Annotated in this window: 11 protein-coding genes; 4 read left to right on the forward strand and 7 right to left on the reverse strand. The window is 69.2% G+C overall.

Features of this window, described 5'->3' with window-relative positions; genetic code table 11:
• Positions 1–10 precede the first annotated feature (10 nt).
• From rho to IM725_RS20335, 4 genes are all read left to right on the forward strand, one after another.
• Complete coding sequence (gene rho, locus IM725_RS06400) at positions 11–1,276, forward strand: transcription termination factor Rho (RefSeq protein WP_193779738.1); 1,266 nt, start codon at positions 11–13, stop codon at positions 1,274–1,276.
• 231 nt (positions 1,277–1,507) lie between these two features.
• The gene (locus tag IM725_RS06405) at positions 1,508–1,762 is read left to right on the forward strand and encodes a type B 50S ribosomal protein L31 (protein WP_193779739.1); all 255 of its coding nucleotides are present in this window, start codon (positions 1,508–1,510) and stop codon (positions 1,760–1,762) included.
• Between the two features lie 76 nt (positions 1,763–1,838).
• Entirely contained in the window at positions 1,839–3,539 is a 1,701-nt protein-coding gene (locus tag IM725_RS20330) for a hypothetical protein (RefSeq protein ID WP_287065478.1), read from the forward strand.
• Positions 3,536–4,909 carry an MATE family efflux transporter gene (locus IM725_RS20335; protein WP_287065475.1) on the forward strand — a complete coding sequence of 458 codons (1,374 nt, stop codon included), beginning with the start codon at positions 3,536–3,538 and terminating at the stop codon, positions 4,907–4,909. Before IM725_RS20330 ends, IM725_RS20335 begins: the two co-directional genes overlap by 4 nt.
• On the opposite strand, the gene phoR is transcribed toward IM725_RS20335, so the two are convergent.
• From phoR to pstS, 7 genes are all read right to left on the reverse strand, one after another.
• A complete protein-coding gene (gene phoR, locus IM725_RS06415; RefSeq protein ID WP_193779741.1) occupies positions 4,827–6,182 on the reverse strand; it encodes a phosphate regulon sensor histidine kinase PhoR in 1,356 nt (451 codons plus the stop codon). The two genes, IM725_RS20335 and phoR, sit on opposite strands and share 83 nt — an antisense overlap.
• Positions 6,183–6,198: 16 nt before the next feature.
• A complete protein-coding gene (phoB, locus tag IM725_RS06420; RefSeq protein ID WP_193779742.1) occupies positions 6,199–6,912 on the reverse strand; it encodes a phosphate regulon transcriptional regulator PhoB in 714 nt (237 codons plus the stop codon).
• 7 nt (positions 6,913–6,919) lie between these two features.
• On the reverse strand, positions 6,920–7,624 hold the full coding sequence (gene phoU, locus IM725_RS06425) for a phosphate signaling complex protein PhoU (RefSeq protein ID WP_193779743.1): 705 nt from the start codon (positions 7,622–7,624) through the stop codon (positions 6,920–6,922).
• 16 nt (positions 7,625–7,640) lie between these two features.
• Positions 7,641–8,414, reverse strand: coding sequence for a phosphate ABC transporter ATP-binding protein PstB (gene pstB / locus IM725_RS06430; RefSeq protein ID WP_193779744.1), 774 nt, complete (start codon positions 8,412–8,414; stop codon positions 7,641–7,643).
• Positions 8,415–8,422: 8 nt separating this feature from the next.
• The gene (gene pstA / locus IM725_RS06435) at positions 8,423–9,244 is read right to left on the reverse strand and encodes a phosphate ABC transporter permease PstA (protein WP_407692505.1); all 822 of its coding nucleotides are present in this window, start codon (positions 9,242–9,244) and stop codon (positions 8,423–8,425) included.
• 74 nt (positions 9,245–9,318) lie between these two features.
• Positions 9,319–10,281: a phosphate ABC transporter permease PstC gene (pstC, locus tag IM725_RS06440; RefSeq protein WP_227753623.1), complete on the reverse strand. Its 963-nt coding sequence runs from the start codon at positions 10,279–10,281 to the stop codon at positions 9,319–9,321.
• Positions 10,282–10,417: 136 nt separating this feature from the next.
• Positions 10,418–11,449 carry a phosphate ABC transporter substrate-binding protein PstS gene (gene pstS, locus IM725_RS06445; RefSeq protein WP_193779747.1) on the reverse strand — a complete coding sequence of 344 codons (1,032 nt, stop codon included), beginning with the start codon at positions 11,447–11,449 and terminating at the stop codon, positions 10,418–10,420.
• Between the last annotated feature and the right edge of the window lie 236 nt (positions 11,450–11,685).

An 11,685-nucleotide genomic window follows, 5' to 3' on the forward strand; every position in this document is an offset into this window, starting at 1 on the left:
GAGTCCCTCCATGCACCTGAACGAACTCAAGGCACTGCACGTCTCCGAAGTGCTCAAGCAAGCCGAGGAACTGGAGATCGAGAACACCGGCCGCATGCGCAAGCAGGAGCTGATGTTCGCCATCATCAAGAAGCGCGCGCGCGCCGGTGAACAGGTGTTCGCCGACGGGGTGCTGGAGATCCTGCCGGACGGCTTCGGCTTCCTGCGCAGCCCGGACACCAGCTACACCGCGAGCACCGACGACATCTACATCTCGCCCAGCCAGGTGCGTCGCTTCAACCTGCACACCGGCGACATGATCGAAGGCGAGGTGCGCACGCCCAAGGACGGCGAGCGCTACTTCGCGCTGACCAAGCTGGACAAGGTCAACGACGGCCCGCCCGAGCAGAACAAGCACAAGGTCATGTTCGAGAACCTGACCCCGCTGTTCCCAAAGGAGCCCATGAAGCTCGAGCGGGACGCGTTCAAGGGTGAAGAGAACATCACCGGCCGCATCATCGACATCATCGCGCCCATCGGCAAGGGCCAGCGCGCGCTGCTGGTCGCGCCGCCCAAGAGCGGCAAGACGGTGATGATGCAGCACATCGCGCACGCGATTTCGGCCAACTACCCCGACAGCCACATGATGGTGCTGCTGGTGGACGAGCGGCCCGAGGAAGTGACCGAGATGCAGCGCTCGGTGAAGGCCGAAGTCATCGCCTCCACCTTCGACGAGCCGGCCGCCCGCCACGTGCACGTGGCCGAGATGGTGATCGAGCGTGCCAAGCGCCTGGTCGAGCTCAAGAAGGACGTGGTCATCCTGCTGGACTCCATCACCCGCCTGGCCCGCGCCTACAACAACGTGGTGCCCTCCTCCGGCAAGGTGCTGACCGGCGGCGTGGACGCCAACGCCCTGCAGCGCCCCAAGCGCTTCCTGGGCGCGGCGCGCAACGTCGAGGAAGGCGGCTCGCTGACCATCATCGCCACCGCGCTGATCGACACCGGCTCGCGCATGGACGAAGTGATCTTCGAAGAGTTCAAGGGCACGGGCAACTGCGAGATCCACCTGGACCGCCGCCTGTACGAGAAGCGCGTCTTCCCGTCCATCCAGCTCAACCGCTCGGGCACCCGCCGCGAAGAACTGCTGCTGGCCCCCGAGATCCTGCAGAAGACCCGCATTCTGCGCCAGTTCATGTACAACATGGACGAGATCGAGGCGATGGAGATGGTGCTGAAGTCGATGAAGGCCACGAAGACCAACGTGGAGTTCTTCGACATGATGCGTCGGGGGGGGTAGGACGCCCCCCGATGCGGCCCACCTGGGCCGCCTCCCCCCACTGGGGGGCAATGCAGTGCCCCGGCAGAGCCGGGCCACGCATTCCAGAACGGCCTTCGCGGCTGCGCCGCTCGGCCTGGCAAATCGCTCATTTGGGGCGGTTTGTTGTTTTGGCTATAATCGCTGGCTAAGCTTTTTCGCGGTAAGTAGGTCGGATCCGCTGGCCCGGCTGCCGCACATGACGAGGACCCCATGAAAGAAGGCATTCACCCCAACTACCGCGAAGTGCTCTTCGTGGACCTTTCCAACGGCTTCAAGTTCGTGACCCGCTCCTGCGTGGCCACGCGCGAGATGGGCAAGACCGACGACGGCCGCGAGCTGCCGCTGTTCAAGCTGGACACCTCCAGCGAGTCGCACCCCTTCTACACCGGCACCCAGAAGTCCGTGGACAACATGGGCGGCCGCGTCGAGCGCTTCCGCAACCGCTTCGGTACCGCCAAGAAGTAATCGGCTTCGCGCCACGCGAGGGCAGCCCGGGAAACCGCGCTGCCCTTTGTTTTTACGCTCTGCATAATCGCACGCAGTGACCCAGCCGACCCCCGCCATCGTCGCCCAGGATGCGGTGCGCCGCCTGCCGCGGCTGGCGCTGCTGCTGTTCTGCCTCGCCTACGTGGTGCCCGGCTTCCTGGGCCGCGGCCCCTGGAAGAACCAGGACATCACCGGCTTCGGCTACATGCTGGAGATTGCACGGGGCCACGCGCGCTGGCTGGCGCCCGCCATGCTCGGCCAGGGGCCCGAGTTCGGCGCCCTGCTGCCCTACTGGCTGGGCGCAGCCGCCATCCGCATCGCGCCCGCGGTCATCGCGCCCGACCTCGCGGTGCGCATCGCCTACGCCCTTCTGCTGGCGCTGACGCTGGCCGCCACCTGGTACGCGACCTACTCGCTCGCCCGCAGCCCGCTCGCGCAGCCCGTGCCCTTCGCCTTCGGCGGTGAGGCCCATCCGCGCGACTACGCGCGCGCCGTGTCCGACGGCGCCCTGCTGGCCCTGGTGGCGACGCTGGGCCTGGCCCAGTTCGGCCACGAGACCACGCCCTCCGCGGCCCAGCTGGCGTTCGCGGCCCTCTCGTTCTACGGCCTTGCGGGGCTGCGCTACCGCCTGCTGGCGCCGGGCCTGGCGCTGGTCGCCGGCCTTTGCGGCCTGTCGCTGAGCGGGGCGCCCGCCATGGGCCTGTTCTTCGCCCTGGGCGGGCTGGCAGTCCACCTGCTGGACCGCGCGCCTGGGCGCGAGGACGACCCGCCCGCACCGGCCTGGCCTGCCGCCCTGGTGATCGTGGGTGCCGGTGCGGCTGCTGCAGCCCTCGCCTTCGGGCTGGACTTGTGGCACTGGCGTGTGCACGACAGCGTGCGCGACCTGGAATGGACGGCCATCGGCAAGCTGCTGGTCTGGTTCACCTGGCCCGCCGGGCCGATCGCCCTGTGGACCCTGTGGCGCTGGCGCAGGCAACTGCTGAGCCGGCACGTGGCGCTGCCGCTCTGGTTCGCCGGCGTGGCGTTCGGCGCCATGCTGCTGACCGATTCGACCGACCGCTCGCTGCTGCTGGCCCTGCCGCCGCTGGCGGCCCTGGCGGCCTTCGCCCTGCCCACGCTGCGACGCAGCGTCTCGGCCCTGGTCGACTGGTTCACGCTGCTGTTCTTCAGCGGCTGCGCCATCACGATCTGGGTCATCTGGCTGTCCCTGCAGACCGGCATCCCGGCGCAGCCGGCCGCCAACGTGCGCCGGCTGGCGCCCGGCTTCGAGCCCAGCTTCTCGGTGCTCGCCTTCGGCGCCGCGCTGGCCGCGACGCTGGCCTGGTGCGCGCTGGTGCGCTGGCGCACCGGCCGCCACCGCCAGGCCATCTGGAAGAGCTTCGTGCTGCCCGCGGGCGGCGCCGCGCTCTGCTGGCTGCTGTTGATGACCCTGTGGCTGCCTGTGCTCGACTACGCACGCAGCTACCAGCCGCTGGTGCGCGCCGTGCAGGCCCGCATGGGTGCCAGCCAGGGCTGCGTGGCGGTCGCCGGCCTGACGCGCCCCCAGGTGGCGGCCCTGCTCTACCACGGCGGCATGCAGCTCGAACCGGCCGCGAGCCGCCAGGCGGCCTGTCCCTGGCTGCTGGTGGCCGAGCCCATGGACCCGTCCACGCCGGTGGTGATCGACCTGCACGCCTGGCAACGGGTGGAACGCGTGCGCCGCCCCGTCGACAAGACCGAAAGCCTCGCGCTCTACCGCAAAGTCCCGCACCGGTGAGCGAGTTCCGCACCATCCTGCGCCACGCCCTGACGGTGCTGGTGGGGCAGCTGGCCCTCATGGGCTTCGGCATGACCGACACCATCGTGGCCGGCCGCTACAGCGAAGGCGCGCTCGCCGCGCTGTCGGTGGGCACCGCGGTCTACATCACCGTCTTCGTCGCCTTGAATGGCGTGCTGCAGGCCCTGCTGCCGATCTGGGCCGAGCTGCACGGCGAAGGCCGGCCGCAGGCCGTGGGCCGCTCGGTGCGGCAGGGCCTGTACCTCGCCGGCCTGCTCCTGCTGGCCGGTGGCACGGCCCTGCTGTTCCCGGCGCCGCTGCTGCACTGGACCCAGGTGCCCGCGGCGCTGGAGGGCGACGTTCGGCACTACCTGGCCGCGCTGGTGTTCGCGCTTCCCGCTGCGCTGCTGTTCCGCATGTATGCCTCCTTCAGCCAGGCCGTGGGCCACCCGCGCGAGGTGACGGCCATCCAGGCCGCGGCCCTGGTCCTCAAGGTGCCGCTCACGCTCTGGTTCGTGAATGGCGGCCTGGGCCTGGCGTCCATGGGCGCCGCAGGCTGCGCCTGGGCCACCGTGGCCGTCACCTGGCTCATGCTCGCCAGCGCAGCCTGGCGCGTGCGCACGCCCGCCAGCTTCCGCCCGTACGAAGTGCTGCATGCGGTGGAGGCGCCCGACTGGCGCCAGATCGCGGGCTTCGCCCGGCTGGGCGTGCCCGCGGGCCTGTCGGTGATGGTGGAAGTCACCTCGTTCACGCTCATGGCCCTGTTCATCGCGCGACTGGGCACCGCCGCCGCCGCCGCGCACCAGATCGCCGGCAACCTGGCCGCCGTGATGTACATGGTGCCTTTCTCGCTGGCCATCGCCACCAGCGCCCGCGTGAGCTACTGGCTGGGCGCCGGCCACGCGGCCCGGGCGCGGCACGCAGCGGCCACCGGGCTGCGCATGGCCGCCGTGATGGCGGTGGTGCTGGCGGCCACCATGGCCCTGGGGCGCGCGCACTTCGCGGCGGTGTACTCCGCCAGCCCCGAGGTGGTGGCCATCGCGACCGTGCTGCTGGCCTGGGTGGTGCCCTACCACCTGGGCGATGCGACCCAGGTGATGTGCGTGTTCATCCTGCGCTGCTTCCGCGTGACGGTGGCGCCGCTGGTGGCCTACTGCCTGCTGCTGTGGGGGGTCGGGCTGACCGGCGGCTACCTGCTGGCCTACCGCGGGCTGGCCGGCCTGCCGGCGCAGGAATCGCCCGCCGCCTTCTGGGCCGCAGGCGCCGTGGCCCTGCTGCTGCTGGCGCTCATCCTGCCGCCGATTCTGTGGCGGGCCGTGCGGCGGGCGACGATGCCGCCTGGGGACGCAGCCGCGAGGCCGGGAACGTGAGCGCGAACCGCGAGCCCACGCCCAGCGTGCTGGAGATAGCCAGCTCGGCCCCGTGGCGCTGGGCCACGTGCTTCACGATGGCCAGGCCCAGCCCCGTGCCGCCGGTGTCGCGCGAGCGGCTGCGGTCCACGCGGTAGAAGCGCTCCGTCAGGCGCGGCAGGTGCTCGGGCGCGATGCCCGGGCCGCTGTCGGTCACCGAGAATTCCACCCGGCCGTCCTGCAGCACCAGCCAGCGTACTTCGATGGACCCGCCGGACGGCGTGTAGCGCACCGCGTTGGTCACCAGGTTGGCCATGGCGCTGTGCAGCTCGTGCGCGGCACCGGAGAGCTCCAGCGCGGGCGGCGGCTCGAAGCGCAGCTGCTGCGATTTGCCCAGGGCAGCGATCAGGCCCCGCCCCTCGTCCTCGGCCTGGGCCGCGAACAGCGCCAGCGGGCTCCACTCCAGGGCGCCGGGCAGGGGGCTGCCCTCCAGGCGCGAGAGCGTGAGCAGGTCGCTGACCAGCCCCTGCATGCGCTGCGCCTGCTGCGCCATCATGGCCAGGTAGCGCGCCTGCTCCTCCGGCGGCAGCGAGAGGTTCTGCAGCGTCTCCACGAAGCCCGCCAGCACCGTGAGCGGCGTACGGATCTCGTGCGAGACGTTGGCCACGAAATCGCGCCGCATCACCTCCGCCTGCTCGACCCCGGTGACGTCGCGCGAGAGCAGCAGCTTGCGGCCGTTGCCGTAGGGGTGCAGTTGCACCGACAGCTTGCGCGGCCGTCCCGGCGTGCTGTCGCGCGCCGGGATCAGCACCTCCCGCCCGTAATGGCCGCTCGCGTAATAGGCGTTGAAGTCCGGGTCACGCAGCAGGTTGCCGATGTGCTGCAGCAGGTCGCGCTTGGGGTCTATGCCCAGGTGCTCGGCGGCCGTGAGGTTGGACCACTCGATGCGGCCTTCGGGGTCGAGCAGGATCACGCCGTTGGGCGAGGCCTGGATCGCGGCCAGGAACTCCTGCAGGCGGCGCTCCGCCTCGGCGGCGGCCTGGTCCCGCGTGCGCAGGCTGCGGCGCACCCGGTCGCCCAGTTCGCCCCACAAGCCGCCGGCGGGCGCCGCCGCGGGGTCGGCGCCCGTGCGCAGCCAGCGCAGCATGCGAAGGCCCCGAAGCAGGTCCAGCAGGAACCAGCCGGCCGTGCCCAGCAGCGTGCCGGCCAGGGCGCCCTCAAGCCTGCCCAGCAGGTAGCCCAGCAGTGCGCCGCCGAGCTGGCAGGCCAGGAAACTGATGACGCGCCAGGACACGGCGGGTGGACCGGCCTCAGGCCGCGGCGCCGTCAGGCACCTGGGCCTGCGCGCTCAGGCGGTACCCGGCCCCGCGCACGGTCTCGACCATGGCGCCCGCCACGCCCAGCGATTCGCGCAGGCGCTTGACGTGCACGTCCACCGTGCGCTCCTCGATGAAGACGTGGTCGCCCCAGACCTTGTCGAGCAGCTGCGCGCGGCTGTGCACGCGCTCGGGATGGCGCATCAGGTAGTGCAGCAGCTTGAACTCCGTCGGGCCGACCTTGAGCGGCTTGTCCTGCCAGCTCACGCGGTGGGTGGCCGCATCGAGCACGAGACGGCCCACGCTGACCGCATCGTTGGCCTGCTCGGGCGCGCGGCGCCGCAGCACGGCACGGATGCGCGCCAGCAGCTCCTGCGTGGAGAAGGGCTTGGTGATGTAGTCGTCGGCCCCGGCGTCCAGGCCCTGCACCTTGTCCGGCTCGTCGCCGCGGGCCGTGAGCATCAGGATGGGAACGTTCTTGGTGCGCGCGTCGGCGCGCCACTTCCGGGCCAGGGCCAGGCCGCTCTGGCCCGGCAGCATCCAGTCCAGCAGCACCGCGTCGGGCAGCACCGCGTCGATCTCACGCTGCGCCGAGGCACCATCCTCGGCCCAGATGGGCGTGAAGCCGTTGTGGCGCAGGTTCACGGCGATCAGTTCGGCGATCGAGGGCTCGTCCTCGACGATCAGGATGCGTGGCAACTGCTTCATGGATGCCTCACTTGATCGCCGACTCGATCGCTTCCATCGAGCTGTGGCGCACGTCGGCGCCCTTGACGACGTAGATGATGAATTCGGCGATGTTCTTCGCGTGGTCGCCGATGCGCTCGATCGCCTTGGCCAGGAACAGCAGGTCCAGGCTGGCGGAGATGGTGCGCGGATCTTCCATCATGTAGGTGATCAGCTTGCGCACGAAGCCGTCGAACTCGGCGTCGATCTGGTCGTCCTCCTTGAGGATGGACACCGCGGCCGCCGTGTCCAGCCGAGCGAAGGCGTCCAGCGCCTTGCGCAGCAGGCCCGCGGCCAGGTCGGAGGCCATGCGCAGCTCGGACGAGGGCAAGGCGCGCACGCTGCCGCTCTTCTCGATGATGGACTGCACCATGCGCGCGATCTTGGCGGCCTCGTCGCCCACGCGCTCGAGGTTGGCGGTGGTCTTGGAGATGGCCATCAGCAGCCGCAGGTCGCGGGCGGTGGGCTGGCGGCGGGCGATGATGGAGGACAGCTCGCGGTCGATGTCGACCTCCATCGCATTGACCTGGATCTCGATCTCGACCACCTTCTGGGCCGACTCCTGGCTGAACTGCTCCAGCGCGTGCATGGCGAAGCGCAGCTGCGACTCGACCAGGCCGCCGAGTTCCATGACCCGGGACGAGACGCCGTTGAGTTCGCTGTCGAACTGGGTGGAAAGATGCTTGTCGGGCATGGTGACGCCTCCTTGCTCAGCCGAAACGGCCGGTGATGTAGTCCTCGGTCTCCTTGCGCTTGGGCTTGAAGAAGATCTGCTCGGTCTCCCCGACCTCGACCAGGTCGCCCAGGTACATGTAGGCGGTGTAGTCGCTGCAGCGCGCCGCCTGCTGCATGTTGTGGGTCACGATGACCACGGTGTACTCGTTCTTGAGCTCGGCGATCAGCTCCTCGATCTTGGCGGTGGAAATCGGGTCCAGCGCGGAACAGGGCTCGTCCAGCAGCAGCACTTCCGGCTTGATCGCGATGCCGCGCGCGATGCACAGGCGCTGCTGCTGGCCCCCGGACAGGCCGGCACCGCTCTGGCCCAGCTTGTCCTTGACCTCGCCCCACAGGGCGGCCTTGCGCAGGGCCCACTCCACGCGCTCGTCCATGTCGGCGGCGCCCAGGTTTTCGAACAGGCGCACGCCGAAGGCGATGTTGTCGTAGATCGACATCGGGAACGGCGTCGGCTTCTGGAAGACCATGCCGACCTTGGCCCGCACCAGGGCGACGTCCTGCTTGGAGGTCAGCAGGTTCTCGCCGTCCAGGATGATCTCGCCCTCGGCCCGCTGCTCGGGATAGAGCTCGAACATGCGGTTGAAGGTGCGCAGCAGCGTGGACTTGCCGCAGCCCGAGGGTCCGATGAAGGCGGTGACCTTGTTCTCGGGGATGTCGAGGTTGATGCCCTTGAGGGCGTGGAACTTGCCGTAGTAGAAGTTCAGGTTTCGCACCGAGATCTTCGGCTGCACGGCGGTGGCGGTCGTCATGGGTCGCCTCAGTGCTTGTTGCGGGTCAGGACGCGCGCCAGGATGTTCAGGCCCAGCACGGCCGTGGTGATGATGAAGACGCCGGCCCAGGCCAGCGACTGCCAGTTCTCGTAGGGGCTCATCGCGAACTTGAAGATCACCACCGGCAGGCTGGCGATCGGTTGCGAGAGATCGGAGGTGAAGAACCAGTTGTTGAGCGCGGTGAACAGCAGGGGCGCCGTCTCGCCGGCGATGCGCGCCACGGCCAGAAGCACGCCGGTGACCACGCCGGCACGGGCCGCCTTCAGCGTGATGCTGGTGATGACCTTCCACTTGGGCGTGCCCAGGGCATAGGCCGCCTCGCGCAGCCCCGGCGGCACAAGCGCGAGCATGTTCTCGGTCGTGCGTATCACCACCGGGATGACGATCAGCGCCAGCGCCAGCATGCCGGCCCAGCCGGAATAGCTCTTGAAGCGGGCCACGACCAGCGTGTAGACGAACAGGCCGATCACGATGGAGGGCGCCGACAGCAGGATGTCGTTCACGAAACGCACCGCCTGCCCCAGCCAGCCCTTGGCGTCGTACTCGGCCAGGTAGATGCCGGCCAGGATGCCCACCGGCGCGCCCACCAGCGTCGCCAGGCTGACCATCAGCAGCGAGCCCCAGAGGGCGTTGGCCAGGCCGCCCGCCTCGTTGGCCGGCGGCGTGCTCTGGGTGAAGGTGGACAGGACCAGGCCGCCCACGCCCAGGCGCACGGTTTCCCAGAGGATCCACACCAGCCAGAACATGCCGAAGGCCATGGCGGCGAGCGACAGCGCCAGCGCGATGCGGTTGACCCGCTTGCGGGCCATGTACTTGCGTTCGCGCGCGCGGCCGGCGGACGCGTCCGCCCGCGTCGCGGCGCTGGCTTCCAGACCGGTTGCGCTCATGCCCGGCTCCCCTCGTTGCGGCGCAGGCGCGCCAGCAGCAGCTTGGACAGGGCCAGCACCACGAAGGTGATGAAGAAGAGCACCAGCCCCAGGTAGATCAGGGCGGCCTGGTGCATGCCGTCCGAGGCCTCGGCGAACTCATTCGCCAGGGCCGAGGTGATGCTGTTGGCGGCCTGGAACAGGGACAGCGAATCGAGCTGGTTGAAGTTGCCGATGACGAAGGTGACGGCCATGGTCTCGCCCAGGGCGCGGCCCAGGCCCAGCATGATGCCGCCGATGACGCCGGCCTTGGTGTAGGGCAGCACGACCTTGTAGACCACCTCCCAGGTGGTGGAACCCAGGCCGTACGCGGACTCCTTCAGCAGCGCCGGCGTGACCTCGAACACGTCCCGCATGACGGACGCGATGAAGGGGATGATCATGATGGCCAGGATGATGCCGGCCGACAGGATGCCTATGCCCACCGGCGGCCCCGACACCAGCGCCCCCAGCACGGGAACGCCGCCCAGCAGCGATTGCAGCGGCTGCTGGACATAGGTGGCCAGGATGGGCCCGAAGACCAGCAGGCCCCACATGCCGTAGACGATGGAGGGCACCGCCGCCAGCAGCTCGATGGCCGTGCCGAGCGGCCGCTTCAGCCAGGCGGGCGACAGCTCGGTCAGGAACAGGGCGATGCCGAAGCTCACCGGCACCGCGATCAGCAGCGCGATGGCGGAGCTCGCCAGCGTGCCGTAGATCATCACCAGGCCGCCGAATTCGTCGGCGACAGGGTCCCAGACGCTGGAGGTGAGGAAGCCCAGGCCGTACTTCGAGATGGCGGGCCAGGCCCCCATCACCAGCGACAGCAGGATCCCCAGCAACAGGGACAGGGTCAGCAGGGCGGCGCCGCGGGCCGCCCAGGCAAACATCAGGTCGGCCCATGGGCCGGTCAGGCGCCGCGGCTGTTGCCGGGGCGTCATTTCTCGCTCTCGCCGGCTTGCCAGCCGGAGCTCCGCAGGGGACTCATGGACGGGAAGTGTAGAGGACACGCGCCCTCCTCCTCGGTCGCAGGCGCGGGCGCCGCAGCGCCCGCATGCCTGGGTTGGCAGGAACCGCTTACTTGAAGGCGACCGGCTTGCCGCCCGCGTCCTTGATCTCGCCCCAGGACTTCTCGATGGCGGTCTTCACGTTGGCGGGCATGGGCACGTAGTCCAGCTCGTCCGCCACCTTGTCACCGTTCTTGTAGGCCCACTCGAAGAACTTCAGCACCTGGGTCGCCTGCGCCGGCTTGTCCTGCACCTTGTGCATCAGGATGTAGGTGGCGTTGGTGATGGGCCAGGACGCGTCGCCGGGCTGGTTGGTGAGGATCTGGTAGAAGGTCTTGGACCACTCGGCGTTGGCGGCGGCAGCCTTGAAGGCGCCCGACTCGGGCTGCACGTACTTGCCGGCCGCGTTCTGCACGAGCGCGTAGGTCATCTTGTTCTGCTTGACGTAGGCGTACTCGACGTAGCCGATGGAGTTGGGCAGGCGGCCCACGAAGGCGGCGACGCCCTCGTTGCCCTTGCCACCCGCGCCCGTGGGCCAGTTCACCGCGGTGCCTTCACCGACCTTGGACTTCCAGTCCGGGTTGGTCTTGGACATGAAGTTGGTGAAGATGAAGGTGGTGCCGGAACCGTCGGCACGGCGCACCGGCGCGATGGCGGCATCGGGCAGGGCCAGGCCGGGGTTCAGCGCCTTGATGGCCGGATCGCTCCACTTCGTGATCTTGCCCAGGTAGATGTCACCCAGAACATGGCCGGTCAGGTGCAGCTGGCCGGGGGTGATGCCCTTGATGTTCACCACCGGGATCACGCCGCCGATCACGGTCGGAAACTGCATCTCGCCCTTCTTGGCCAGTTCGTCGTCCTTCAGCGGCATGTCCGAGGCGCCGAAATCGACGGTCTTGGCGTCGATCTGCTTGATGCCGGCGCCGGAGCCGATGGACTGGTAGTTCACACGGACGCCGGTCGCCTTGTTGTACTCGGACGCCCACTTGGAGTAGACGGGTGCCGGAAAGCTGGCGCCGGCGCCAGTCACTTCCTGGGCACCGGCAGCGCCGGCGGCCGCCAGGGCAGCGCCCAGCACAACGACGGACAGGAACTTGCTCATGGGTGGAACTCCTCGGTTGTTGAAGACTGTGCGTGCAAATGTAGAAGGCGCTTGTGACATCTCCATGACACAGGCGTCAGCCGACGCCAGCGGTGGACCGGGGCTCCTCCGGCGTCATGGATCCGTCATGTTCCGGTCATGCGACGGTCACGCCGGCTTCCTAAGCTCTGCCGCAAACCAACCTGGAGGCCCTGACCATGAACTTTCGCCGTCTGATGCTGCTCGCCCCCCTCGCC

It is taken from the genome of Ramlibacter aquaticus, assembly GCF_015159745.1.
In the GTDB taxonomy this organism is placed as follows: Bacteria; Pseudomonadota; Gammaproteobacteria; order Burkholderiales; family Burkholderiaceae_C; genus Ramlibacter; species Ramlibacter aquaticus.

Coding starts and splice junctions, on each gene's coding strand:
- rho (WP_193779738.1), top strand. CDS start 11: ATGCACCTGAACGAACTCAAGGCACTGCACGTCTCCGAAGTGCTCAAG.
- IM725_RS06405 (WP_193779739.1), top strand. CDS start 1,508: ATGAAAGAAGGCATTCACCCCAACTACCGCGAAGTGCTCTTCGTGGAC.
- phoB (WP_193779742.1), bottom strand. CDS start 6,912: ATGAAGCAGTTGCCACGCATCCTGATCGTCGAGGACGAGCCCTCGATC.
- phoU (WP_193779743.1), bottom strand. CDS start 7,624: ATGCCCGACAAGCATCTTTCCACCCAGTTCGACAGCGAACTCAACGGC.
- pstB (WP_193779744.1), bottom strand. CDS start 8,414: ATGACGACCGCCACCGCCGTGCAGCCGAAGATCTCGGTGCGAAACCTG.
- pstA (WP_407692505.1), bottom strand. CDS start 9,244: ATGGCCCGCAAGCGGGTCAACCGCATCGCGCTGGCGCTGTCGCTCGCC.
- pstC (WP_227753623.1), bottom strand. CDS start 10,281: ATGACGCCCCGGCAACAGCCGCGGCGCCTGACCGGCCCATGGGCCGAC.
- pstS (WP_193779747.1), bottom strand. CDS start 11,449: ATGAGCAAGTTCCTGTCCGTCGTTGTGCTGGGCGCTGCCCTGGCGGCC.